This is a genomic window from Streptomyces sp. ISL-1 (genome assembly GCF_018614585.1).
Taxonomy (GTDB): domain Bacteria; phylum Actinomycetota; class Actinomycetes; order Streptomycetales; family Streptomycetaceae; genus Streptomyces; species Streptomyces maoxianensis.
The window spans coordinates 19,095-45,373 of the sequence record NZ_JAGGOI010000005.1 but is presented as its reverse complement, the minus strand read 5'-3'; the positions used below and the strand labels follow the sequence as shown (position 1 = coordinate 45,373).

The window sequence follows — 26,279 nt, the reverse complement described above, 5'->3', positions numbered from 1 at the left end:
TGCGCGGCCCGAGGTCGAACGTGCTCGTCTAGGGCGCCTCCACACTCTTCTGGGTCTCGTCGGGCGCGACCACGGTCTGTGTCAGCGGGATCCGGGAGAGTGCGACGGCGCCCATGGCGATCAGTGTGAGACCGAGCAGTTGCGGCAGCAGCCACCAGCCGGAGCGCACCTGCTCCTCGTAGAGGGTGACGCCGAGTACCACGCTCAGCAGCGCGTCGCCCAGAGTGATCGCGGGCTGGGAGGCGACCAGCGGGCCGGCCTGCATCGCGTTCTCCAGGAAGAAGAGCGCGGCCACGCCGGCCAGCGCGAAGGCATAGGTCTGCCAGGCGGCGAAGAAGGCCACGATCCCCTGATCGTCCAGGATGTGCATCGACGCCTTCATCAGTGCCGCGGTCAGCGCGTAACTGATGGCGGTGGCCGTGCCGAGACAGGCCGCGCGGGCCCGGCCTTCGGAACGCCTCAGCGCCGTGACGGCGAGCACGACGACCGCGCCCACGCAGACGGCGAGGGCGGGGACCCAGCGGTCCAGCGGTACATGCGTGCGGTTTCCCGTGGGTGAGGCGGCTATGAGGGCAACGCCGAGTCCCGCCACGACGAAGGCCACCGCCGCCCAGCCGGCGCGCGGGAGTCCTCGGCGCAGCAGCAGGGAAGCGACGATCAGTGTGAGGGGCAGTTCGAGGACGAACAGGGGCTGTACGACCGTCAGTGGCCCGGTCGCGAGAGCCAGCGCCTGGCAGACGGCCGCGGCGATGACGGCGAGGATCCCGGCCAGCCAGACGGGGCGCCGCAGCAGATCGAGAATCAGGCCCGCGCGCAGTCCGTCGGAGCGCGGCACGCTCATGGCGGCCTTGCGTTGCAGCACGGTGGCGAGGCTGTTGCTGAACGCCGCGCAGAGCGCGAAGAGGACCGGCAGCAGGGTATGCACTGTCAACGGCCTCCAGGGCTCAGCGGTCGTCGGGATTCAGGCCGGACTGGGGCCGGGAGAAGAGCCGTCGGGCGTTCTCGTCGAGGGCGGCGAATCCCTCGACCAGTTGGGCGGCCACCCTCCAGGGGCCGTCCGCGCCAGCGCCTGATCGCCCGTCACCTGAGGCGCCGCCCGGCCGGGGTGCCGGATCGAACTCCCAGACATGGAACGCCTTGCCGGTGAAGGCGTCACTCACCGGCGATCCGTCGAGGCGATGGCGCAGGAAGAACTCCAGCCGGGTATGGGCGAGCCAGCGACCGTCGGGCAGCCGCACCGGCGTGGACATCTGCTCAACGGTGTGGGATTCGTCGAAGAACTCCGCGCGGGCGCCGAGGAAGTCCCGTAGTCCCTGCTCGCCCTGCCAGATCAGACCGTCCACGAAGCCCGTGCGGAAGTCGTCGGTGAGGATTTCGTCCCGCATGCGCTCCGCGGACACATGAGCCTGCAGCAGGGTGAAATACCGCTGGATCGTGTCCCAGATCACCGGGGCAGCGCGCTCGGAAGACATGCGACCTCCCACTTCCGCACGGGTCCGGCACCGTGTGTCGCCGGGGCCGGGCCGTTGCACTCCCTGCCATGGTGGCCCCGGCCCGCCGTCCCCCGCGATCCGGACGTTCAGCGCCGGGAGCCTCCCGTACGGGTGGAGGACCGGAACCGACCGGGCTGCGGGTCGTCGGTCGCGCGCCGACAATGGACGAGGACGCACGCCCGACGGCCCCGCGGCGGCGGGCATCGGCTGAGAGGAATGTGCCCTTGTGCCCAACGTGCGCAGAGCCATCCTTGGCCGCGCGGGCGCCGACTCGTGAGGCGCGACCGTGACCGGCGCGCGTACCTCTGAGAAGTCCCGGCATCAGCATCCCGATACGCGAAAGCCGGAGCGCAAGGCGATCGTGCACCGTGCTGTCCGGGTCACCGTCGCCGCGTCCGCCGGGTTCTATCCGCTTGTGTACGGGCTGCACCAGCCCTCGATGTCGCTCTACGCCCTGTTCGGACCAGTGGCGCTCGGAATGCTGTCGCCGATTCCCGGGTCGGGGCGGCAGCGGGCCGCCGTCATGCTGCGGGCGCTGCCGGTCGGCCTGGTGCTGGTCGCCCTGGGAACGGCGCTGGCCGTACGGACCTGGGCGGCGGTTCTCGGGATGCTGGTCGTCGGATTCACGCTCGCCTTCGCGGCGGTGGCGGGTCCCCGCCCGGCCGGGGCGGCACCGGGCCTGCAACTCTTCTACATCCTGGCCTGCTTCCCGCCGTACGCCCCGGAGACCCTGGGGGCGCGACTGGCGGGCCTCACCCTGGGCGTACTGCTCCTCGCGGCCTGCGAAGTGTTCCTGCTGCCCGCCCCGCCGACCGCCTCGTACAGGGAGAGCCTGGCGTACGCCGTCGAGGCCGCGGGCCGGGCCGCCAACGAGGCCGCTGTGTCTTCAGCGGGTTCAGCGGGCACCACCACGTCCGACACCGGTCCGCGCCACGACGCGCCCGGCGGGCCGGGCGACAGCCCGCCTGGCAGCCCGGCCGACAAACCTGTCGACAGCTGGGCCGACCGGCTGCGCGCGACCGGCCAACAGCTGCGCTTCTCCCAGCTGCCGCCCGCCGAGCGGCCCGCCGGGGCCGGGCGCGTGGACCGGGCCATGGCACAGGCCGGTACGGCGACACGCACACTGCTGGACCAGTTGGCACGGCTGGGCGGACCCGCGCCGACCGCCACGACCCGCAACAGCGCGGACGCGGACGCCGCTTCGGCCGATCTCCTCAGCCGTATCGCGGCGCTCTGCGCCGCGACCGCGGAGGCCCTGCGCACGGGACGGCCGCAACCGCTGCCTTGGTCCATGGAGCAGGCGATACGGGACTTCCAGGCGGTGCGCGTCCGGCAGGCGACCGGCCCGCCGCAGGCCGTTCCGGCCGTTCCGGAGCTGCGCCGACAGGCCGCGGTCCTGGGCATGGCGGAGTCGGCCAGGATGCTGGAGACCGCCGTACGCGTCGGGCTCGACGGCCGGCGCACCGGGCCGATCCCTCCGCGGGAGCTCTTCTGGTATGCCGACTCCGCTACCGCCCACCTGTGGTGGCGACGCCTCGTCGGCAATATGACGCTGCACTCGGTCCAGTTCCAAAACGCCGTAAGGACCGCATTGGGCCTGGGCGCGGCCCGGCTGGTGGCCGGATCCCTGGACCTGACCCACGGCTTCTGGGTCCTCCTCGCCGTACTGACGCTGGGCCGCACCACCGCGGGGGAAACTTGGGCGGCGGTGCGTTCGGCGCTGGTCGGCACGCTCGTGGGCGCGGTGGCGGCGGGCACGCTGCTGCTCGTCCTGGGCCGCCACACCGAGGCCTACGCGGCCGTGCTGGCGCCCGGCATGCTGGCCGCTTTCGCGCTCGGGCCGCTGCTCGGGATCGCCTGGGCGCAGGCGCTGTTCACCCTGGTGGTGTCTGCCGCGTTCGCCCAACTCGCCCCCGCCTCCTGGCAGCTCGCCGAGGCCAGGATCGTGGATGTGGTCACAGGCAGCGTGATCGGCCTGCTGTGCGGGTTGATCGCCTGGCCGGCCGGCGCCCGGCGGGAGGTGCGAAGAGCCGTGGCGGGCCTGCTGGACTCCTACGGGCCTCTGATCACCGGTACTGTCGGCGCGCTGCTGGCCAACCCGCCGGGATCGGCGCCCCTGCCGTCCACGTACCCGACCATGCACAGGCTGCGCCTCGCGGAGACCGCGTACGCGCAGTACCGGACCGAACCGGGCGAACACTCGGTCGCGCATGCCGACTGGCAAGCCGTACTCATCACCGCGAACCACATCCTGGTCGGCTCCCGCTGGCTCCCCCGCTTCGATCTGCCCCCGGTCGGCGTCACCCCTGAAGCCGCCGTCTGGGCTCGCACCAGCGCGGACCGGCTCGCCCTGACCACGGCTCGGCTCGCCGCCCTCTGCGCGGGCAGGAGACCGCCGCCGGAGCCTTCTCCCCCATCAGCGCCCCACTCGCCCGCCGAGGTTCCGGGCGCCCCGCCGCTGCCCATGCTGATCGACCTTGAAGTGTGGCTGAGCAGCCTCACCATGGAACTCCGCCATATCGAGCGCTCGGTGCCACCGCTCAGGAGCAGCACACCCAAGACGCCCAGCCGGTAGAAGGCTCGGCCGGCTACGTCACGCCGCCGCGCCCTGCCACGCACGGCCGCGGCGCCGAACGGAACGATCCCCGTCAGCCTGGTCCTCCACGGCCCGCGAGCCGCGGAGGCGCACTCCAGGGTGCCGCCTTACGCTCATGGTCATGACCATCGACCGGCGCATGCTGCTGCGCGGCATGGGCAGGGCGGCCACGGCAGGCGTGATCGGTGCCGCACTGGCCGCGGGTGACACGGGCAGACCGGCTGCGACAGCCCGCCAGGCCCACCCCACCGACCCGAGGGCCCAGGCCGCCGCCCCGTGGGCAGCGGCTCAGCCGGCCGTCGTGCCACGCACGGTCTGGCAGGCCGCCCCCACGCGCCGGAAGGAGCCCGCTCGCACCGCGACCGCGGTCAAGGCGGTCTTCATCCATCACACCAATAGCGGTAACGACTACACCCCAGCAGAGGTCCCCGATCTCATCAGGTATCTCTCCGGCGACCACACCGAGAACCGGGACTGGGACGATGTGGGCTACAACTTCTTCGTCGACCGGACCGGCACCATCTATGAGGGGCGTGCCGGCGGCATCGCCAACCCTGTCGTCGGCGCGCACACCATGGGCTTCAACGTCGGCACCGTCGGAGTGGCGGCGATCGGCAGTTTCGGCGCAGGCGCGACCGTGCCGGCGCCCATGGTGGAGGCCATAGCCCAACTCGCCGCGTGGAAGCTCGGCATGTACGGGGTCGATCCACGCGCCAGCACGGTCCTGGTTTCCACCAACGACGCCAGCAAGTATCCGGAGGGAAGCCGGACCGTGTTCCACACGATCTCCGGGCACCGCGACGGCTACTGGACGCGGTGCCCCGGCGCGGCGCTCTACTCGCTCCTCCCCCAGATCCGCGACCGCGCCGCCCACTTCCAGTCGCGACCCGCCGGCCCGGCATCAACCGCCTGACGCCGTCGGCCTCAGGCCGTGTCGCCGAAGTGCGCGTCGAGGCGCTCGTACTCGAGTCGCCCAGGATGCAGGACGGCTCGGCCCGCCCGCTCAGAACCGGACACGGAGCCTGCGTGTACGAACGGTGGCGATTGGCGCATAGCGCTGCGCGTCACGCCCCCGCCGCAGGCATCTGGTGCTGGTGGGGTGGCCGTCGCCTTGCGTGGTTTTCAGGTCGCGGCCCGGGAGCGCGCCGGAAGGCTGCCGTCCACGTCGTGGAGGCACACGTGTGCAGGAGCCACCACAGCGGTACGGAGTGCGGCACGCCGTCCGCCAGCGGTTCCAGTGCCGCTGCCGCGCCAGTCCAGTACGCCTTCCCGTAGTGCCTCGTTGACTCTGAGCAGCAGAAAGAGCGAGGAGCATTCCGGTTACCGGCAGGGGAGCTGCGGAGCCGGCCCCCCTCCCCATCTCCTGACTCAGGAGTCAGTTGACAGTGCATCAGCAAACGGCTGAGAGTTTGCCGGTTCCCCGAAGGGCATACACCCCACCCGGCCCCCACACCGCCGCAGCCTCGGCACGCCACGACCGGCGGGACGAACCTCGCGCGGCCGTCCGGTAGTTGTCACCGATGGACGCGCGTAGAGCGGCCGAAAGGCGCTCTTGTCGCCGATGCAACCGGACCCCAGGATTCCTAGCGGCGCAGGTTGTCAGGATCATGACCGAGACCAATGGTCATGGCCCGGCCTCCACGCGCTGTAGGGCCCGCCCACCCAGCGGGTCCCGGCTTCCCCCACCGGAGGATTTCGTGAACTTCAAGCGCTTCTCCCCCCTCGGCAGCGTCGCGAGACGAGCGCGGCTGATCGCCGTCGTATCGAGTCTGGTGACCGTCTCCGCGCTTGCCGCCCCGGCCGCTGTGGCCGAATCGGGCGACGGCGTACGGGCCACGACCACCCAGCTCGCACAGGCGAGCGACGCCATACTCGACACGGACGTGGCCGGTACCGCCTGGTACACGGACACCGCAACGGGCAAGGTCGTCGTCACCGCGGACGACACCGTCTCGGCCGCCGAGATAGCCAAGATCAAGAAGGCGGCCGGCGCGCGGGCCGGCGCCCTTGAGATCAAGCGCACGCCCGGCACCTTCAACAAGCTCATCGCGGGCGGCCAGGCCATCTACACGGGCGGCGGACGCTGCTCGCTCGGCTTCAACGTCCGCAGCGGGAGCACGTACTACGCCCTCACCGCCGGCCACTGCACCAACATCGGCAGCACCTGGTACACCAACTCCGCCAACACCACACTGCTCGGCTCCACGGCCGGTTCCAGCTTCCCCACCAACGACTACGGCATCATCCGGCACTCCAACGCCTCGGCCGCGGATGGCCGGGTCTACCTCTACAACGGCACCTACCGTGACATCACGAGCGCCGGCAACGCCTACGTCGGTCAGTCCGTACTGCGCAGCGGCAGCACCACCGGCCTGCACAGTGGCACCGTCACCGGCCTCAACGCGACCGTCAACTACGGCGGCGGGGACATCGTCTACGGCCTGATCCAGACCAACGTCTGCGCCGAGCCCGGCGACAGCGGCGGCTCGATGTTCTCCGGCAGCACCGCGCTCGGTCTGACCTCGGGCGGCAGTGGCAACTGCTCCTCCGGCGGCACCACGTTCTTCCAGCCCGTCACCGAGGCGCTGAGCGTCTACGGGGTGAGCGTCTTCTGACGCCTGAAGCCTGAAGCCTGACGCCTGAAGAACTGACGCACTGAACAGAGCCGGCGGACCCCCATCGGGTGGTCCGCCGGCTTCTCCCCGCTCCATGTCCGCCGTCAGCCGTTCGGGTCAATCCGCAGTTCGCGCTCCTCCTCGCCGGAGCCGATGTCGCGGTGCCCCTCGTCAGTCACGTCGAAGTACGTCCGAAGGCCGCGGATGAGGCGCTGAATGTCGCGCGGGCGGCCGAATACCAACGCGCGGACGGCTTCGGGCAGCGGGACCGGAGTGCTCACAGAACGGCTGTGCCGTACGTCGAAGGACCTGGTCGGCACCACCGCGCGCCCGCCCGGAGGGGACATGATCGCGCCGGTCCCGGGCAGCGTAGGGGCGAAGATCGCGGCAAGCGTCTCGTACACGACTGAGGCCGCTGCGCTCCCGTCCATGTGCACTCCGGCCGTTCCCGGCCGGCGGCTGCCCACAGATATCTCACCGCTCACTCGATGCCGCATTCCTTCAGCATCGGGCCGGCCGCGCGCATCCGCTCGGGGAGCGCCTCCGGCTCAGAGCACCTTCCACCGAACCAGGGCGCCCAGCACCAGGGCTCCGGGGAGCAGCGGCAGCCACACCGTGATGATCCGGAAGCCCAGCACGGTGGCCGTGGCCACGGTGAGCGGCACCCCTGACGCGACGAGCGTCAGGACCAGGGCCGCGTCGACGGAGCCGATACCTCCCGGGGTGGGCACCATCCCTGCCGCGATGCTCGCCGCCAGATACGCGATGGCGACATGGTGCCAGGGCAGCGGCACCTCGAGCGCCACCGCCACCGACGCCAGGACACTGGCCTGCAGCGCGGGAAACGCCAGCGCGCCGCCCCACAGCGCCAGCACCCGGGAGGGGCGGGCGTGCAGGGCGCGGGCGTCGGTCAGCGCCGTGTGCAGGAAGCCGCGGACGGTGCGGCGCAGCGGGCCTATGGCAAACAGGGCCAGTGCCAGCGCGGCGAGCGCCGCGGCCACCACCAGGAGCAGGACCAGCAGGGTGCGTCCGTCCGGGGTAATTTCGTCCAGTGGCAGGGCGCCGGGGACGGCAGCCAACAAGGCGAACAACAATACGAAGCGGGCGATCGGCTCGACCAGGGAGTACAGGGCGAGCGAGGCCGTACCCCGGGACAGCGGAATGCCACAGTTACGCAGGAATCGCAGCGTCACCGCGTGCGCGCCGAGACCGGCGGGCAGCACATGATTGGCGGCGCCCGCGGCGAACTGCGATGCAAGAAGCCGCCCGGCGGGCAGCCGCTCGAGGATCGCTCCCTGCCGTACACAGGAAGCCGCCACCCAGCACAATCCGGTCACCGCCACCGCGATCAGCAGCCAGACGGGGTCCGCACCGCGCAGCCTCCCCGCACCCTCGGCGATCACCGACCAGTGCGTCACCACCCAGACGGTGATCAGCACCAGCGGGATCAGGCACGCGATCTGACGCAGCGGCACTCTCCGGAGGACCGGCGTCACGGACAAAGCCACAACCAGCCGTCCTTCCACATTCACAGGCGCGCGACGGCGAGGCGCCGGGCACGTATGGACACTGCCCGCCGCGTGCGACGCACCGGTGTCCAACAGCCGACGAAACGGCAAGGCGCACATGACCGAAACGTCGCCCGGCCCATGGCTGAAACGACTCCCCGGCCCGGAAGCCAACGTGCGCCGGCTCCCGGCTAAGGTGACCCGCCATGACAAACCTTGATCACACCACCGCGGCGGATCCGGCTCCCGCGTCCTTCGCCGTGCACATTCCGGGCGCCGAACTGGAGCCGGAGCCCCTCGACCCGGCGCAGATCATCTCCGGCGACCCCGTCGTGACCGGGAAGGTGCTGTGGGAGTCCGGCGACGGCAAGCAGCTGCGCGGGATCTGGCAGATCACCCCGGGTGTGGTCACCGACACCGAGGCAAACGAGCTGTTCGTCGTGGTCAGCGGGCGCGCCACGATCGATGTCGAGGGCGGTGACACCCTCGACGTCGGGCCCGGGACGGCGTGCGTGCTGCGAGAGGGCGACCGTACGACCTGGACGGTGCACGAGACGCTGCGCAAGGCGTACCACATCAGCCTCTGAGGCCCCCGCTCCAGGACAAAGCGCGGGCTCAGGGGATCACGGACGGGGCCTCTCACTCCCCGTTGCTCACTCCTCGCGGCGGGCCGCGCCCGCCACGTTGATGTTCACGAAGCGCGGCACGCGCCGTCCGCCGGCGCGGAACTCCTCGGCCACGGTGGTACGTACGTGCGTCACCCGGTCCCGCGGCAGCAGCACCAGGGCGCTGCGCTCCGGCCGCGGTCCGGGCCACCAGGCTGCCCTCGCACCCGCACGCCGCGCGCTCGCCACAGCCCGCTCGATGTCGTGTGCGCCGGGTCCTTCTTGGCGGGTCACCAGCAGCATCAGCCGCGCCTCGTGCTCGGCCGGGTCGAAGCGGATGTGTCGCCGGCCGTGGCCGCCGAGCAGCAGGGCCCGGCCGGGGCGGGCGAACAGCACGGCCTCGCGCAGCGCTTCGTCGCCGTCGGGCGCGGCAGCTCTCGCGAGGTCGGCCAGTCTGCCGCGCGACGGACGCGGCCTTGAGCAGCCGGCGTGCAGTTCGGCGACCGCCAGCGCCACGGCACATTCCAGCGGTTCGGCACTCGAAAGACCGGCCGCGGCGGTCAGCGTTGAGTGGATGTGCAGGTCCATGCCGCCGCGTCCGTATCCGACGTCGGCCATGGTCCGCAGCAGGGCGTATGTGCGGGCCGCCCAGTCGGGGTGGGTCGGCGGCGGGCCGGTGAGCGGGAGTTCGCAGCTCTGTGCCGGGTGGGCGAGCGAACTCAGCCGTACGAGACCGTCGTCGCGCGGTGCGGCGGCCGCCGCCACCGGCCAGTCGGCCGCGGCGACAAGGTTCGGGGAGCCGACGTGGAAGGCGTGCGGGGCGCTCCACACCGTTGCCGGGGGCCGGTCGTGCGCGGATTCGAGGGCGTAGGCGACCAGCCGGAAGAGCGGGTCGGCCGTATGGCGGCGGGCGATGTCCAGCGTGCTCACGGCCCTCACCTCGCCCCAGGGGCCGGTAGCGACTTACGGGCGATCAGGCGGTAGGCGTTGCCGCCATCGGTGGCGCGGGCCACCGCCGCGCGCGCCCTGTCCAAGGCCGCGGCGGCCGCGTAGCACGGCAGCGCCGCGGTCTGCACGGCTGTGCGCAGCGCCCGCCGGGCCACGGTGGCGCCGCCCGGACCCCAGGGGGCGTACGGATTGGGCGCGAGCCGGTTCGCGGTGAGGAGGACGGCGCCGACGAAGTCGCATGCCTGGTGCGCCGCGCCGTGCTCCTCGGCCAGGACCGTGAACCCGCGGTCGGCCAGCGCCTGCCGGAGGTTCGCCAGCGGGATGAGGTGCTGGTGCTGGGGCTGGAACCAGGGCAGCCAGTACGCGCCGAGCAGGCCGGCGAGCCGCGACTCGGGGTCGGGAAGCTCGATGAGCAGATGTCCGCCGGGAGGCAGCACCTCGGCGGCGGCGTCGAGCTCGGCGAGCGGGTCCCTGGTGTGTTCCAGGTAGTGGAACATGCTGACGGTGTCGTAGCGGTGGACGAGCCCGGCCGCGAGCTCCGGGAACTGGCCGCGGTGGGCGGTGCCGACCCAGCCGCGGGCCTCCGCCTCCCGCACCGTTTCGGCCATGTCCAGGCCGTCGAAACGGGTGTCGGGCCAGATGTCGCGCGCGCTGTCGCAGAAGTGGCCGTGCCCGGTGCCCACGTCGAGCCAGGCGACGGGCTTGCCGAACGGCTTGAGCATGGCCGCGCGACCGCGGTAGGAGGGGCCCATCGTGCCGAACACATGGGCGGCGCCGCCGACGCCGAGGCCGTCGTAGAAGTCGCGGTAGTAGAAGTCGAGGCCGTCGAGAGAGAGGCGGGGGTTCTGGAAGGTGTGCCCGCAGCCTCCGCATTGTTCGAGGGTGAAGTGGCCCGGCTTGCCCTGGAAGAGGTCGAGCATGTGGGTGCGTACTGCCAGCCGAGTGGAGCCGCACCAGGGGCAGTCGGGGCGGCGGGGCTCGAAGAACCGCTCGGTGCCCGTCTTGAGGTCGGCGGCGTAGCCGGGTCGCAGCGCTTCCAGCTCCGAGTGCTGCTGGGCCAAGGCGGAGTCGTCACTCGCGGCGGTACGCAGGGCGGTGCCCGCGCCGTGCAGTGGCCGCGCGGCGGTGACGCGCCTCAGGTCGGCCGGGCGCAGCGGGCTGCCCGGGCCGCCGAGGACCAGGGCGGGCTGCAGCCAGTAGAGGGCGAGCGCCGCCGCACCCCAGCGGCGGTCCGTGGCCGCCGCGCGGACGAGCAGCGCCAGGCCCGCCAGCTGAGCGGCGGCCACCAGGCGCGGGGGCAGCCCCTGGGCACGCAGCTCTGCGGCCCGCCCGGCGAGGTCGGAGGGCGGGGCGGCCAGTCCGGGGGCGATGGCGATGCCGGTCGCGGCGGTGGCGTACCCCTTCAACCGGCCCAGCAGGGTGTGCAGTTCCACGGTGTCGAGGTCTGTCTCCGCCTCGGTTCCCGACCGGTCCCGGACGCTGTCGGCCACCAGCACGGCATGCCCCGCGCCGCGCACCTTGCCCGTGCGGGCGAAGCGGGAGTCCTTGAGGTCGAGGTCACGGAGCAGGCCCAGTGCGTGTTCTGTGTCGAGCCTGCCCGGGACCAGGTCGAGGAGTTGCAGACCGGTCTGTTCCGCATGGGCGACCGCGGCTGCAAGGGTCGTTTTGTCGACCTCGACGCCTCGGGCTGTGATCAGGTGCCAGCCGTCCGCGGGCACACTGTCGGCAGCGGCGTCCGTGTCCAGTACGGGTACGGTCGCCAGTCTGCGGCGGGCGCGCACCGTGCCTGCGGTGAGCCCGGCAAGAGCGGCGACGGCTGCCCACGGGACGCGAGTACGGGACTGTGTCATAGCAGCTTCTCCAACCTGTCGGCCGCGGCCGCGGCACCGCCGGCCGCGGCGAAGGACGCCTGGATACGGCGAGCGGCCCGGTGGTGGTCCGGGTCGTCGAGGACAGCGTTCAGGGCGGTGTGGATCTCTTCCGTGCGGGGACGGCCGAAGCGCACCCGGATGCCTGCCCCGGCCGCTGCGACCTGCTGAGCGACGATCGGCTGGTCGTCGCGGACCGGCGCGACGACGAGGGGCAGGCCGTGGGCGAGTGCCTCACAGACGGTGTTGTGCCCGCCGTGGCAGACCACCGCGTCGAGGTGCGGCAGCAAAGGGAGTTGGGGGACGTACTCCTGAAGCAGGACATGGTCCTCCCGCACCCGGCCGACCAGGTCGGCGGGTGCGGCCACAATGAACTGCGCATGGTCGGCGAGGCGCTCGGCGGCCCGCAGGACCGCGGCGTAGAAACGGCCGCCCGCCTCACGGTTGAGGGTGCCGAGGGAGACCAGCACCCGACGGCGTACGGGATCCAGTCGCCGCCACGGGAAGGAGGCGTCCCCCGGGCGGGAGCCGAACGCCGGCCCGACGAAGGCGTGGTGATCGGGAACCGCCTCGTCCGCGCCGAGGAGTTCGGGGGTGGAGAAGACCAGAACCAGACGGTCCGAGAAGCGCGGGTCCCAGCCGGCCGGTGCGCCGCACGCGGCGAGAAAGCCGGCGATCTCGTCCGCCACCCACCGTCCCACCTTGGGGAAGCCGGCGAAGGGCCTGGTGAACTCGGCCGTTGTCGTCGCGGACGTCACCCATGGCAGACCGCGCCGCCGGGCGACCACGGCTCCGGCGAGGGCCTGTTGATCGGCGACCAGCACATCGGGACCGTACGCGTCTACCGCTGCCTCGACCCCGGGCATCATCCCGTGGGCGAGCGGGATGAGCGCCTCCTCCCACAGGAAGCGCAGAGCTGCGACGCCGCGCAGATCGCGCCAGCGGCCGTGCAGCGCGCCGTAGCCTCCGGATCCGGTGCGGTCGCCGGACGGCAGGAGGGTGGCGCGCGCGGGGAGCAGACCCGACAGCACTTCGGCGGGGCCTGTCCAGGCGACCTGGTGTCCGCGCGCGGTCAGTTCGGCGGCGACGGCGACCGTGGGGTTGACGTGCCCCGCGAGCGGCGGGACGACGAACAGCACTTTCATACCGTCACCACCTGGGGCTGCCGTGCCGCCTCGGCCAGTCGGTCGAGGACTGCCCGGCGAAGCTCGCCGGTGCCGCCCTGGAGCACGTCGTGGCCGAGACCCGGGACTACGCGGACGGAGCACTGTGGGGCGTGTCGGGCCAATTGCCGGACACCGGGGACGAGTTCGGAGTGCTCCCCGCAGACGGCAAGCACCGGACAGCGCACCCGGGCGAAGTCCTCAGGCGTGAACGGCCGGGCCGCCGCGATGTCGTCGATCAGGGTGGTGCGGTTGAGGAGCTCGTCGGCCGTGGCGGTCAGCCGGGCGGCCTTGCGCGCGCCGAGCGAGGCGAGTTCCCGCGGCACCTGGCTGCCTTCGAGGCCGAGGGCGGCGACGGAGAGAGTGTCGAGCATGTTCTCGATCCAGGGGCCGTTCAGCGGTGGCTCGATCAGGATGAGCCCCGCGACGAGGTCGGGGCGGGCCAGCGCGGTGTGCAGGGCGAGCGTGCCTCCGTAGCTGTTGCCCACGAGGTGCACGGGCCGTTCGCCGAGACCCAGGGCCGCGAGCAGAGCGGTCAGGTCACGTACCGAGGTGCCGATGTCATAGCCGGCGGGCGGGCGCTCGGTGCGGCCGTGGCCGCGCTGGTCGTACAGGACGACGTCGTGCCCGGCCCGGGCGGCCGGGACAGCGAGGGTGCAGTAGAAGCTGGAGAGGTTGTCGACGACCAGACCGTGCAGGAAGACGGCGGTCGCGCCCGCACCACTGCCCGGGTCGGCGGCCGGCAGTCGGTGGACGTGGAAGCGGAGGGAGTTGGCGAGAATCTCGGCCATGGCCGGCGCTCAGCCGGCCGGGGCGGAGGCGACTGCGCGGCTCGCCGGGACCTGGGCGTCGGCCGGGACATGGGCGTCGACCGGGACCTGGGCGACTGGGGCCGGAGCGGGGGTGCCGGCGATATGGGACACGAGATCGCCGACCGTCATGGCGAGGATCTCCTCCATGTCCTTCTCGGCGAGGAACGCGATCAGGTCCACGGCCGCCCCGTACCGCTGCTGGAGCAGTTCGGCGAGTGCGACGAACTCGATGCTCTCCAGCGCCAGGTCCTCGTTGAATGTGGTCTTCAGGGTGACCTCCTCCGCGAGGAGGAACTCGTCGCCGACGGTCTCCACGAGCATGGCGGTGATGTCGGCGAGTATCTGTTCGGCGGTGGGGTCAGGTGCCATGGCTGGCCTCCGTCGGAGTGTGGGTGGGGGGTTCGGTCCAGGCGACGACATGCGTCGTGGGTTCGCTGTCCGGGCCGGGCAGATCGTGGACCGTGCTGATGCGTACGGCGTGGCCGCGGCCCGCGGGAGAACTCACCCTGAGCCCTGCCGGCCCCTCGGTGACAGTCCATTGCCGCAGGCGTCCGCCCAGGCCCGTGCCTTCCGCCTTGGCGGCGGCCTCCTTGGCGCACCACAGCGCGGTCAGCGCCTGCGCCCGGCCGCACCCGTCCCGCGCCGCGAGTTCCTCGGCGAGCCGCCGCTCGTCCGCGGTGAGCGCGATACGGCCGAGCGCCGCGGGATCGTCGGTGACGGCCTCGACGTCGATGCCGACGGCATGGCCGGGGTGGGCGTAGGCGACCGCCACCCGGTCCTTGTGCGCGAGGGAGAGCCGGAGTCCGGCGGCGAAGGGGCCCTGCGCACGCGGTCGGCCCTCGGCGTCATTGCCGACCTGGACCTCCACGGGGAAGAGCGGTCCCGCGCCTTCGTCCCACAGCAGTTGGCGTACGGCGTCCTTCGCGGCGATCCGCCCGAGCAGCCAGGCCGAGCGGGCACGCGGCGGGCGCTGCTCGTACGCCATCCGCTCGGCGGCGCCCAGATAACGCCGCATCACCAGCTCCTGCGAGGCGGGATCGGTCCAGCGGCGCCGGGCCAGACACCAGCCGCCGGGCTGCGGCTCGCCGATGCCGCAGATCTCCGGGGTGAACTTCATCGGCCACACCCGCTCGTCGGCCGCGAAGCGCCGGTATGTCCAGCCTGCCAGGCGGGCCCACACGGTGCCGTCGTCGGCGACGAGTTCCACGTCGCCGTGTACGGAGTCCGGCCGCACCGCGCGGATGCGGGCGGTGGCGTGCAGCAGCGCGCCGTCACGTGGGGCGGGCCCGTACAGGCTGACCCGCTCCAGGGACGCGGGAAAGACCAGCCGGTCGGCGGACAGCCGCAACTGCATCCAGTGGCCGAGGAGTTGCCCGGCGGCGTCCAGCAGGGCGCCAGGGGCGGGCAGGGCGCGCAGCACCCCGCGAATACCGTCGTCGGCGACGGCGGTCACCTCGTGGACGCCGGCGAACTCCGGGCCGTGGAACATCCATCGGTCGCGGTAGAGGGCCTCCGCACTGACGGGAGGCAGTCCCTCCCGGGTCAGCGCCGAGCGATCAGCAGCGGGGCGCACGGGGTGGCAGTCGGCGAGGACGACGGTGACGGACGCGCACCCGCCGATCTCCACGCGTACCCGGTCGCCGGTCGGGGCGGCGCTCACATTGAACTCCGCGTCGACGGGCGGGGCGACGGAGAGCCAGCGCAGCGCCCGTACGTCGCAGAAACCGGTCACCACCCCACCGGGCACCGCCTGGCGCGCGGCGTCCGCGGCGAGCTCCAGCAGCGTGGTCATGGGGACGACGGGGAAGCGGTCCGAGGCGTCGGGCCAGCTGTCGGGCTGGAGATAGACGCAGTGGTCACGGACGTACGGCATGGTCTCGAGGGAGAGTCGCCGCCTGGTGCGGTGGGCGGATGGCTTGTCGTCCGGGGCGTTGGGGGCGGGTCGCCTCGGCGGCTGCGGGGCGGGTGCCCCGCGCCAGGCTTCGGCGACGGCGCGCGCCGCGTGTTCCGTCTCGTCGAGTAAGGCGTCGAGGGCGGAGAGCAGTACGGGTTGGTCGGTGGCGGCTGTTCGGGGCGTCCCGAACGGGCGAGCGAGGCGGAGCGGGGAGGCGACGCCACCCAGACTGACCAGCGGAGACCCGAGATCGAGCCGCACGATGCCCGGCTCCGGGGCGGCGGGCACGGCCGAGGCGCCGGAAGCCGCTGGTTCAGTGGGCGCGGCGGACAGGCTGAACGGTAATGGCTCAGCGGGCGCGGCCGACCCGGCGGCCGGACTGGCCGGAGAGCCTGGATCGAGCCGCACAGGCCCAGGCCCGAGGGCCGCGGACGCGGGCGCGGGCGCAGGCGGCGTCGGCTCGGCTGTCGGCGCGCCGGGCGGCGCGGCCGGCTCGGCGGTCGAAGCGGACGCGCCGGGACCGGCCGGGGACTCGGGCGGGGACTCGGGCGGGCCCGACCCGCCGTGCACCCGTACAGACGGGGACCCGGGATCGAGCCGCACTGACCCCGGCCCGAAGGCCGCGGACGGGGCGGACACCACCGGCTCAGCAGGCGGCCCGCCATTCGACGCGGACGCGGGCGCCGTCGGCTCAACGCGCGGCCCGCCGTTCCGCCCCGGATCGAGCCGCGCAACCCCCTGCCCCCGCACCGCTGACGCGCGCTCCGTAAGCCGGTCCCAGCGGGGGTTCAGCCCCTCCGTCCACAGTGCCGCCGCCAGCCGGCGCAGTTGGTCCAGCCCGTCGCCGCCTCGGGACGCGCCCGCGGAGACCGCGAGGTGGTCCCGACCATGCAGGGTGTCCGACACGAATCCCGGCAGGCTTCCCGGGCCCATCTGCACGAAGGCCCGCACGCCCTCGGCGTACAACCGTGTGGTCAACTCCCGGAAGCGCACCGGCTCCAGCAGATGGCGCAGCACCACGTCCCGTACGTCCCGCTCCGTACCCGGATACGCGGCGACCGTGGTCGCCGACCAGACGGGCACGGCTGCCGGCCGCAGCGGCAGTCGGCCGAACGCGGCACGCACTTGGTCGAGGTAGGGCGCCCACATGGGTGTGTGGAAGCCCGAGCGGAAAGGCAGCTCCTGGGTGAGTACGCCCTGGTCGGCCAGCCGGGTCAGCGCTTCGGCCAACGCACGGGGTTCGCCGCAAAGCACCGACTGGTGGGGGCAGTTGTCGTGGCTCACCGCGACGCGTTCAAAGCCGTGCAGTGCGTCGGTGGCCTGCTCCGCCCCGCAGCCGAGTGCCGCGTAGACCAGATCCGGGACGTCGAGATCGCCCGGCCGCAGCGAGTCGAGAAACGTGTCGACGGCGTGCTGCGGATACATCCCGGCGACCACCATCGCGGTCCACTCGCCCAGGCTGTGCCCTGCCAACAGGCGTGCCTGGATACCAAGTTCGGGGAGTACGCCGGCGAAGAAGCGGCCGACGGCGATGGCGTCCACGGCCCTTTCCACCAGCGTGCCTCCGCCTGTCAGGGCGGGTCGCGGCAGCCCGAAGCGGTCGGCGACATCATCGACCTGCGGCGCGAAGTCGGGCTCAAGGCCGGGGAAGAGAAAGGCCGGTCGATCATCGTGTGCGAGCAGCGGGCGCGGTGTGAACCACACGCCGCCGCGACCTCGCCACGGCCGTCCCCGGGCGACGACCGCCGCGGCCAGAGCCCGGCGCTTGGAGGTGGGGCCGAGCACGGCGAGGCGGCAGGGTCCGTCGGACGTGGGCAACTGCGCGGACCACTCCCGAGTACTCAACTCCTCGACCATACGGCCGAGTTCGCCGGGCGTCCCGGCGGCCAGCAGCGTCACCGCGGAATCCTCCGTCGGCGCTGAGCCGCGCGCTGCCGCGGCCGGTCGGCCCGGCCCCGGCCGGTGGTACGAGGCCGGCGCCTCCTCCAGCACCACATGCGCGTTGATCCCGCCGAAGCCGAAGGCGTTCACGCCCGCCCGTCGCGGCGCGCTCCCGCGGTCCCAGGGCTCCGCCACCGTCACCGGGCGCATACGGGTCCTGGCGAAGCCGTCATGCGGCTCTTCGAGGTGGAGCGTCGGGGGCAGCGTCCCGTCGTGCACCGCGAGCACGGCCTTGATCAGCCCGGCCATGCCGGAGGCCTGCATGGTGTGACCGAGCATCGACTTCACGGAGCCCATCGCGACCGGCTCGGCGCCCGCCGTACTCGGACCGAAGACGCGGGCCAGGGTGGTGAGTTCGGCCTCGTCACCGACTGGCGTCCCGGTGCCGTGCGCCTCCAGCAGACCCAGCGCGCCGGGCGCCGCAGGGTCGAGGCCGGCCTGCGCCCAGGCCTGGTGCAGGGCGCGTACCTGACCGTCCACCAGAGGGCTCATCAGGCTCGCGGCCCGGCCGTCGCCGGCCACTCCGACGCCTCGTACGACGGCGTAGATGCGGTCGCCGTCGCGTTCGGCATCGGCGAGGCGCTTGAGGAGGACGACGCCGGTGCCTTCGGACAGCAGCGTTCCGTCGGCCCGGCGGTCGAAGGGGCGGATGCGCTGACTCGGGCTGAGCGCCCGCAACTGGGTGAAGACGCTCCAGAGCGTGGCGATATGACAGTGGTGCACGGCTCCGGCGACCACCAGGTCGCAGCTGCCGGCGGCCAGCAGACCGGCCGCCTGCTCGACCGCGAGCAGCGAGGAGGCACAGGCGGCGTCGAGCGTGTAGGCGGGTCCTCGGAAGTCGAGACGGTTGGCGGCCCTGGCGGCGGTGAAGCTGGGTACGAGTCCGATCGACGCCTCAGGCCGTTCCGGACCGAGTCCGGCCTGGAAGGCTTCGCGCACGGCCGCTATGCGCCCTTCGCCGAGTTCGGGGGCGAGTTCACGCAGGGTCGCGGCCAGTTGGTGGGCGGTGCGAACGCGCTGGTCGAGGCGGGCGGTGGCGACACCCATGAACCCGCCACGGCCGAGGATGACGCCGATCCGGGAGCGGTCGGCGGGCAGCCGCTCCTCGCCTCCGGCATCGGTCACGGCCTCGGCGATGACGCGCAGGGCGAGCAGCTGGTCGGGTTCCGCACCGGCCACGGCGGCGGGCATGATGCCGAAACGGGTCGGCTCGAAGGCGGTGAGGTCGTCGATGAAACCGCCGCGCCGGCAGTAGAAGTGATCGCTGCGGGCGGGCCCTTCGGTGGCGTCCGGGTCGTAGTAGACCTGAGGGTCCCAACGGCCGGGCGGTACGTCGCTGATGGCGTCCGCCCCCGCGACGAGGTTCCTCCGGTACGCGGCCAGGTCGGCGGCGCCGGGAAAGACGGCTCCCATCCCGATGATGGCGGCGTCGCTCGGTCGAGGCCCGCGACCGGGATCAGCCATGGCTGCCCTCCCCCGGGGCCGGGCTCCCTTCCGCGAGTAGTACGACCTGGCCGGTGGTGCCGTGCGCCAGCTCGGCGAGGAACGCAGCCGTGCCCGCGGCCGGATCGAGGAGCGGGATGCCGCGGCTCGCGTACATCCGTTCCAGCTCGGGGGTGACCATGCCGCCTGCCTCGGCCGCCCACGGGCCCCAGTCGACGGCGAGGACCCGGCCGGGGAAGCGGCGCGACCAGGCGGGGGTGGTCGCGAGGGTGTCCAGGGCGTCGTTGGCGGCCGCGTAGTCGGCCTGCCCGCGGTTGCCGAGGACGCCCGAGACGCTGCCGAAGAGGATGAGGAAGGCGGGGGCGGGGCCGGCACCGTGGTCCGCGGCGGCGTCGGCGAGGTGGCGGGCGCCGTCGACCTTGGTAGTGAACACCCGCGCGAAGGACGCCGGATCCTTGTCGCGCAACAACTTGTCCTCGATGGTTCCGGCGCCGTGCACGATGCCGTCGAGCCGGCCGTGGCGCGTACGTATGTCCTGGACGACAGCACGTACGGCATCGGCGTCGGTGACGTCCGCCGCGTGATAACGCACCGAGGCGGCGGCGGAGTTGAGTACGGCGAGGGTGGTGCGGATCTCGCGCGCGGCAAGGACGCGGGTCGCGGCAGCCTCGATCTCCGCGGGCGTGCGCAGACCTTGCCGGACGAGCGCCGCACGCAGGGCGACCCGGTCGTGGGCGTGGGCGACAGCCGGGTCCTCGGCGTCGTCGGGAGGTGGGGTGCGGCCGATGAGTTCGATGTGGCAGCCGGTCGCTCCGGCGAGGGCGATGGCCGTACGGGCGGTGATGCCGCGGGCCCCGCCGGTGAGCAGCACCACCGCGTCGCGGCCGATCGGAAGCGGTGGCGCGGCGTCGGGAATGGAGGTCGGGACGGCGGTGGGGACGGTGCGCAGGGTGTTGCGGGTGCCGTTGGTGTAGCCGATGACCACCGGCTCATCGGGGGCGCACAGTTCGGCGATCAGATGGGCGGCGATCCGCTCGGGGCGGTCCTTGGGATCGATGTCCACGGCGCGTACGGCCGTGCCGGGGTGTTCGATCGCCGCCGTACGGGCGAAGCCGTACAGCCCCGCGCCGGGGATCGGGTCGGCCGGGCCCGGCGATTCGTGCGACGGCGCGGTACGGCCGAACGCTCCGCCGCATCCGGTGACGAGCAGCAGCCGGCGGGTCCCGGCCGTCAAGGTCGCGCGCAATGCGCCGAAGGTCTCCGGAAGCACGGGGGCCGGGGCGGGGCGCAGCGCGCTGAGGTCCACGACGCCGTCGGCCCCGGCGGCGTCCGCCAGGCGGTCCGGGTGGAGAGTGCGCACCTCGGCGCCGTGGGACTCCAGCGCGGCGGCGAGGGCGAGGGCGACGCCCAGGCCGTCGTCGACGACGGCGAACCGCAGCCCGGGCAGCACATCGGCGGGGTCCCGGGTGTCGGGGGGCCCGACAGCCGCGACCTCGACCACGAGCCGGGCGGGGCGGGCCCGTTGGGGCGCGGGGCTCGTCGGTTGCTCGCCGGCGGCCGGGCCGGGGCGCATGCCCGCCGGGTCCGGGGCGAGGGTCTCCGCGGCCTGATCCATGCCCGCCGGGACCCGCTCCGTGCTCCCCCCGTTCGCGCCCTCGGCCGCGCGCGTGCCCAACTCCGTGTCGAAGCTCTCCGCCGGCCGGCCCTTGCCCGGGGCCGGGGCCGACTCCCTCGTTCCGCCGGGCGCGCCGACGGCCGCGCCGGTGCGTACGGCTCCGGGCGCTGGGCTCGGCACACGCCCGCCGGGGGCGGCGGCCGGGTCCGTGCCCGACCCCGCCGCGAAGGGCTCCACGGCCCGGCCCGTCGCCTCGTCCGCGGCCCGGCCCATGGCCGGGTCCGGCTCCGCGGCGCCGCCGCGCGACACGATCCAGTCGACGATGCCTCCGATGGACTTCAGCCGGGAGAGTTCCTCGACAGCCGATTCCGCAGGACCGTCCCCTCCGCGCGGCAGTCCGATCCGGTCCGCCAGCGCCCCGATGATCTCGACCCGTTTGATCGAGTCCACCGAGAGATCGGCTTCCAGATCAAGGCCGGGGTCGAGCATCTCCCTCGGGTAGCCGGTGCGGATGTGGACGATCTCCAGTACGGCGTCCATGAGTTGCTGGCGAGTCAGCGGCCGGCCGCCGGCCTCGTCGGGTAACTGTCGCGGGGCCGGGGCCCGTGGCGTGTCGGGCTCCCGCACGGGCCGCGCGGCCACCGGCGTCGGCGCTCTGTCCGCCCCCAAGTAACCCAACAGCACATCGCGTTGCGCGGCGACCAGCTCCCGAGCTCCCCGCAGGTACTCCAGTACGGCGTCCTCCCGCCGGTCCGCGGCCGCCGGGGCAGGGGCCGCCGCCACTCGCCGGGCCGGGCGCAGTCCGCCCGCCACAGGTTCGCCGTCCGCCGTCCGGACGAGGTGGCCGTCCACCAGCCAGCCGGCGCGCCGCGGCGGCTGGGCGGGCAGTGCAGCGGTACGGCCCTTGAACAGCGGCTCCGGGTCGAACGGGACGCCCGCCGCGGCGAGTTCGGCCAGCGTGGTGGTCAGGCGGGTCAGCCCGTGTTCGCCCGGGACGTCGAGTGGGACAGCGGTGTGCGGCCGGTCGCCCAGGATGCGGCCGACGAGCCCGGTGAGCACCCGGCCCGGGCCGGCCTCCACGAAGGTCCGTACCCCGGAGGCGTACATGGCCTCGATCTGCTCGGCGAAGCGCACGGGTTCGGCGAGCTGGCGGGAGAGCAACTCCCGTACGGCCACGGGGTCCGCGGGGTAGGTACCTGCCGTGGTGTTCGACCAGACCGGGACCGTGGGCGCGTTGACGGCCGAACCGGCCAGTTCCGCGGCCAGCGCGTCGGTGGCGCCCGCGACGACGCCGCTGTGGAAGGCGCAGGCGACCGGGATGCGTTCGGCGGCGATGCCGGCGTCGCGCAGCGCCCCGATCGCGGCCTCGACCGCGTGGGTCGGACCCGAGATGACGCTCTGCGCCGGCGCGTTGTGGTTGGCGACGACGCATCCGGGCGGCAGTTCCGGCAGATCCTGCGGCGCCGAGGGCACCGCGGCCATCGCTCCGGGGTCGTCACCGGCGGCGGCGAGGATCGCGTCGGCTCTGCGGTCGCTGAGCCGGAGGAGGGTCGCGGTGTCGTAGGCCCCGGCGGCCCACAGGGCGACCAGTTCGCCGTAGGAGTGGCCTGCCGTGCAGTCGGGGCGTACGCCGAGCGACGTGAGCAGGACGTGCGCGGCGGCGCCGGTGAGCCCGAGGGCGGGCTGGGCGACCCGGGTGTCGGTGACGGCCGCGCGCTGGGCGGCTCGCTCCCCGGGTGTGAAGGCTGCGGGCGGGAACATGGTCGCCGCCCGGCGCGGATCCGCGTCGTGCAGCAGTGTCCGCAGGCGCGGGAAGGCGATGAAGAGGTCGCCGAGCATGCCCGGCCGTTGACTGCCCTGCCCGGGATAGAGGAAGGCGACCCGGCCAGGATTCCTTTCGTCGCGCACATACACACCGTCGCCGGGTGCCGCGCCCGACTTGCGGGCCCGGTCCAGCTTTTCGGCAAGGTCGTCGAGGTCGCCTGCGACGACCGCGACGTGTATCTCGCCCTCACCGGCCGAGGTCTCGGCGGCGAGGTCGCGCAGCGGCCATGGGCGTCCCGCCGCGTCGTTCTGTTCCAGTCGGGCGACGAGCCGCTCGATCGCACGGAGTGCGGCCACGCGGTCGGCGCCACGGAAGCAGAACAGCTCGGCGGGCCATGCCTCCAGCCCGTGTGCGGGCTCGGGCGCATCCCCGTACCCGGCGAGGACCGCGTGGTAGTTGGTGCCGCCGAAGCCGAAGGCGCTGACCGCGGCGAGCCGCCGCCCGGCGGGCGTGGCCCACGGCCTGGCCTCGGTGTCGAAGCAGAAGGGGCTGGTGTCCGGCTGCCAGTCGGGGTTGGGGCTGGTCAGGTTGAGGGTCGGCGGCCGTACGCCGGAGTGCACGGCCCGGACCGCCTTGACGAGCCCGGCCAGGCCCGCCGCGCATTTCGTATGGCCGAGCTGCGACTTGACCGAGCCGAGCGAGCAGGAGCCCGTCTCTCCACCGGCGAACACCTCGGTGAGGACGGCCAGTTCGGTGCTGTCGCCAACGACGGTGCCCGTGCCGTGTGCCTCCACCAGTCCGATCTCGGCGGGCGCGACTCCGGCCCGCCGGTAGGCGCGTTGCAGTGCGCGACGCTGCCCTTCGGGGCGGGGCGCGGTGAGGCCGAGGGAGCGTCCGTCGCTGGAGGCCCCGACGGCCTTGACGACGGCGTAGATGCGGTCGCCGTCGCGTTCGGCGTCTGCCAGTCGCTTGAGTACGAGGCAGGCGACGCCCTCGCCGAGGGCGATGCCGTCGGCGGCGGCGTCGAAGGGGCGGCACCGGCCAGTGGGCGACAGGGCGCGTACGGAGGCGAACATCAGGTAGTCGTTGATGCCGTTGTGCACATCTGCGCCGCCGCACAGCACCAAGTCGCTGTCCCGGTCGCGCAGTTGCCTGCAAGCGAGGTCGAGGGCGGCGAGCGAGGACGCACAGGCGGCGTCGATAGTGCAGTTGGCGCCGCCTAGGTCGAGGCGATTGGCGACCCGCCCGGCTATGACGTTGGCGAGGACGCCCGGGAAGGAGTCCTCGGTCAGCCGGGGCAGCTGGGCGTCCAGCTCGGACGGCAACTCACCGAGGTAGCCGGGGTGCAGGGCGCGGAAGCCGTAGGCACCGGCGAGATCGGTGCCCGCCTCGGCGCCGAAGACGACTGAGGTGCGGGAACGGTCGAAGTGCCGCTCCCCCGCGTAACCCGCGTCGGCAAGGGCGCGGGCGGCGATGTCGAGAGCGAGCAGCTGCACCGGTTCGATGCTGCCGAGCGAGGCAGGGGCGATGCCGTGGGCGAGCGCGTCGAACGGCGCGGGAGACAGGAAGCCGCCCCACCGCGACGGCGTCCGCTCCCCGGCCCGTGCCGGGTCGGGGTCGTGATAGGCGGCGGTGTCCCAACGGCCGGCGGGCACTTCGGTGACCGAGTCGGTCCCGGCGACGATGTTCGACCAGTACCCGGCGAGGTCATCCGCTCCGGGGTAGCGGCAGGCCATGCCGACGACGGCGATGTCGAGCGGGGCATCGTCGTGCCGGACGTCCTTCGCCGACAGGCCCCTCAGCTGCCGCGCCCGCTCGGCGAGCAGGGCCGTCGCTCCCTCGGTCACCTGGGTATGAAGGGCCGCGACCGTGGTGGTGGCGGTGCGGGCGGTGGCGATCTGACCGAGCATGTAGAGGCCCTCGCGGCGCTGCTCCTCCTCCTCCACCGGGGCGAGGCCCGCGCCGGTGCGGCGCAGGCCTTTGCTGGCGATCCGCAGCCGCCCCAGGTTGAGTTTCTCCAGTTCCTCCCAGACTTCGTGCCCTTTCGCGCCCTCCTGCCGAAGCCGCTGCGCGGTGGCGGTGAAGGCATCGGCGTACGGCGTCGCCGCGCAGCGTGTCGCGTGACCGGGGGCGGTGCGCAGCAGCGAGGTGGCCTCGCATTCGATCGCCGTGCGTTGGAAGCCGGGGAGCACGGCTCCGGCGGCGACGGCCTCCTCGGTGAACAGATAGGCAGTGCCCATGAGTACGCCGGTCCGGGCCCCGCGCTCGGCCAGCGGACCGGCGGCGGCCATCGCCATCGCCGCGGATCGCTCGTCGTGGATGCCACCGGCGAAGAGCACGTCGAGTTCGGCGGCGTACGGGCAGGCGAGCAGCCGCTCGATCTGCTCCTCCCAGAGCGGGAAGGCGGCGCGGGGGCCGATGTGTCCGCCGCATTCGAGCCCTTCGAAGACGAACCTGCGCGCTCCCTCGGCGAGAAACTGCTCCAGCAGTCCCGGGGACGGCACATGCAGATAGGTGCGGGTCCCGGCGGCTTCGAGGGGTGCGGCCTGGGCGGGCCGGCCGCCGGCGATGATCGCGTACGGCGGCCGTATCCCGGCGACGGCGGCGAGCTGTTCGCGGCGCAGTTCGTCGGGGGCGAAGCCGAGCAGCCCGACGCCCCAGTCCCGGCCGGCCAGGCGGTCGGCGGTTTCGCCGAGCAGTGCGCGCACGTCCTTGCCGTCCATCACGGCCAGCGCGAGAAAGGGCAGCCCGCCCGCTTCGGCGACGGCGGAGGCGAAGGCGGGCCGGTCGCTGACGCGGGTCATGGGCCCCTGGACCACGGGCAGGTGGCGTTCGCCGGGGCGCGGCTGAAGGGGGCGCGCTCGTGCGGCCGCTTCGAGGTGGTCGGTGATGGCCGCCCTGACGGCCTGTACGACGGAGCCGGTGGTGCGGTGGCGCGCGGCAAGCCGGGCGGCGACCGGCCCGTCCTGTCCGATGGGCAGGGGCTGTGTGTGCAGGCCGCGGGCGCCGAGGAGTTCGGCGATGTCCCCCTGCGGCAGTGCGAGGTCGGGGCGGGTGTACACACGGTGGCCCGCGACGACGGTGGTTTCGCTGCCGTCCATGGCCCGGATCGCGGCCTCGACGGCGGCGGGAAGCTGGGCCGAGCCTTCGGTGGTCAGCGCCAGCTGCGTGTCGAGTACGACGCCGGCTGCTCCACCCGTGACGGCCGCGGCCGCCGTGTGCGGACCGATGCCTCCTGCCGCCAGGACCGGGACGGTCAACTCGGGGTCGGCGAGCAGCCGTTGCAGCAGCACGAAAGTGGTCAGTTCGCCGACCCGGCCGCCGGCCTCATGTCCCTTGGCGACCAGGCCGACCGCGCCCGCGGCGACGGCGGCCACGGCCTCGGCGGGGCTGGTGACCTCGGCCCATACCTGGCGCCTGCCGCCGGCCGCCCAGTCCTCTGTGCCGGCCCGCCACCAGGGCTCGGTGAGCAGCACGGTGTCCACGGCGGCGGGCAGTTCGTCCGGGGTCAGCAGGCATCCGGCCGGTACGCGGACTCCGTACCGGTCTCTCAGCCCGGCCATCGCGGTCAGGGCCCGGTCGCGATCCCTTCCGAGGTCGAGCAGGCCCAGTGCGCCTGCTCGTCCGGCGGCCGCGACCATTGGGGCGTTGGGCTCCTCGAACGGGCTGACCACGACGACGAGGCCGCGGCCTGCTTGCCGGGCGGGCTCAGACATCACGGGCTCTCCTTGGGTGGGGGGCTCCCAGCAGGGCCGGGCGAAGGAGCGAAGGAGCTTTGGTTCACGGGGAGCGGTGGTTCACGGGGAGCGGTGGTTCACGGCCGTGCGAAGGTCGGATCGCGGCAGGCAGAGGACGTATCCGGACACTCGGCGAGAAGTGACCGGCGGGTAACGTGTCGTGCCGCGTTGCATCCTGCGGCGAGGCTCGCGCACTGTCAACGCACATCCGCCTTCCATACCGCAGCGGCATGGAAGGCGATCTGACTGGATCTCAACTTCCATGCGGGGTCAGTC

The 26,279-nt window shown here is 73.1% G+C and carries 15 protein-coding genes; 4 read left to right on the top strand and 11 right to left on the bottom strand.

From position 1 onward, the window contains the following. Positions 1-28: 28 nt before the first annotated feature. Positions 29-925, bottom strand: a complete 897-nt coding sequence (locus tag J7E87_RS03920; RefSeq protein WP_215090016.1) for a DMT family transporter — start codon at positions 923-925, stop codon at positions 29-31. A 19-nt stretch (positions 926-944) separates the two neighbouring features. Continuing rightward, a complete protein-coding gene (locus J7E87_RS03915) occupies positions 945-1,472 on the bottom strand; it encodes a hypothetical protein (RefSeq protein ID WP_215089886.1) in 528 nt (175 codons plus the stop codon). 307 nt (positions 1,473-1,779) lie between these two features. Here J7E87_RS03915 and J7E87_RS03910 point away from each other — a divergent pair, with 307 nt between their 5' ends. The 3 genes from J7E87_RS03910 to J7E87_RS03900 all read left to right on the top strand — a co-directional run bounded on the left by J7E87_RS03910 (position 1,780) and on the right by J7E87_RS03900 (position 6,704). Continuing rightward, positions 1,780-4,068, top strand: coding sequence for an FUSC family protein (locus tag J7E87_RS03910; RefSeq protein ID WP_308312841.1), 2,289 nt, complete (start codon positions 1,780-1,782; stop codon positions 4,066-4,068). Between the two features lie 142 nt (positions 4,069-4,210). Beyond that, positions 4,211-5,002, top strand: a complete 792-nt coding sequence (locus tag J7E87_RS03905) for a peptidoglycan recognition protein (RefSeq protein WP_215089884.1) — start codon at positions 4,211-4,213, stop codon at positions 5,000-5,002. Positions 5,003-5,786: 784 nt separating this feature from the next. Further along, positions 5,787-6,704: a S1 family peptidase gene (locus J7E87_RS03900; RefSeq protein ID WP_215089882.1), complete on the top strand. Its 918-nt coding sequence runs from the start codon at positions 5,787-5,789 to the stop codon at positions 6,702-6,704. A gap of 104 nt (positions 6,705-6,808) precedes the next feature. Here the strand turns inward: J7E87_RS03900 and J7E87_RS03895 are convergent, their stop codons facing one another. Continuing rightward, a complete protein-coding gene (locus J7E87_RS03895; protein ID WP_215089880.1) occupies positions 6,809-7,135 on the bottom strand; it encodes a hypothetical protein in 327 nt (108 codons plus the stop codon). Between the two features lie 117 nt (positions 7,136-7,252). After that, positions 7,253-8,212 carry a lysylphosphatidylglycerol synthase transmembrane domain-containing protein gene (locus J7E87_RS03890; protein WP_308312840.1) on the bottom strand — a complete coding sequence of 320 codons (960 nt, stop codon included), beginning with the start codon at positions 8,210-8,212 and terminating at the stop codon, positions 7,253-7,255. 206 nt (positions 8,213-8,418) lie between these two features. Between J7E87_RS03890 and J7E87_RS03885 the strand changes: the two genes are divergently transcribed. Then, positions 8,419-8,799, top strand: a complete 381-nt coding sequence (locus tag J7E87_RS03885) for a cupin domain-containing protein (RefSeq protein WP_215089877.1) — start codon at positions 8,419-8,421, stop codon at positions 8,797-8,799. A gap of 66 nt (positions 8,800-8,865) precedes the next feature. Here the strand turns inward: J7E87_RS03885 and J7E87_RS03880 are convergent, their stop codons facing one another. Genes J7E87_RS03880 through J7E87_RS03850 form a run of 7 tightly spaced genes read right to left on the bottom strand, consistent with a single transcriptional unit; the run spans position 8,866 to position 25,982 of the window. After that, positions 8,866-9,747, bottom strand: a complete 882-nt coding sequence (locus J7E87_RS03880; protein WP_215089875.1) for a galactokinase — start codon at positions 9,745-9,747, stop codon at positions 8,866-8,868. A 5-nt stretch (positions 9,748-9,752) separates the two neighbouring features. After that, a complete protein-coding gene (locus J7E87_RS03875) occupies positions 9,753-11,615 on the bottom strand; it encodes a class I SAM-dependent methyltransferase (protein WP_215089873.1) in 1,863 nt (620 codons plus the stop codon). Beyond that, a complete protein-coding gene (locus J7E87_RS03870) occupies positions 11,612-12,778 on the bottom strand; it encodes a glycosyltransferase (protein WP_215089871.1) in 1,167 nt (388 codons plus the stop codon). Before J7E87_RS03870 ends, J7E87_RS03875 begins: the two co-directional genes overlap by 4 nt. Then, a complete protein-coding gene (locus tag J7E87_RS03865; RefSeq protein WP_215089869.1) occupies positions 12,775-13,587 on the bottom strand; it encodes an alpha/beta fold hydrolase in 813 nt (270 codons plus the stop codon). Before J7E87_RS03865 ends, J7E87_RS03870 begins: the two co-directional genes overlap by 4 nt. Positions 13,588-13,596: 9 nt before the next feature. Further along, positions 13,597-13,977 (bottom strand): phosphopantetheine-binding protein, encoded by a 381-nt coding sequence (locus J7E87_RS03860; protein WP_251016927.1) that lies wholly within the window; start codon positions 13,975-13,977, stop codon positions 13,597-13,599. After that, positions 13,967-18,907 carry a type I polyketide synthase gene (locus J7E87_RS03855; protein WP_215089867.1) on the bottom strand — a complete coding sequence of 1,647 codons (4,941 nt, stop codon included), beginning with the start codon at positions 18,905-18,907 and terminating at the stop codon, positions 13,967-13,969. The genes J7E87_RS03860 and J7E87_RS03855 overlap by 11 nt, the downstream gene beginning before the upstream one ends. Further along, complete coding sequence (locus tag J7E87_RS03850; protein ID WP_215089865.1) at positions 18,900-25,982, bottom strand: type I polyketide synthase; 7,083 nt, start codon at positions 25,980-25,982, stop codon at positions 18,900-18,902. The genes J7E87_RS03855 and J7E87_RS03850 overlap by 8 nt, the downstream gene beginning before the upstream one ends. Between the last annotated feature and the right edge of the window lie 297 nt (positions 25,983-26,279).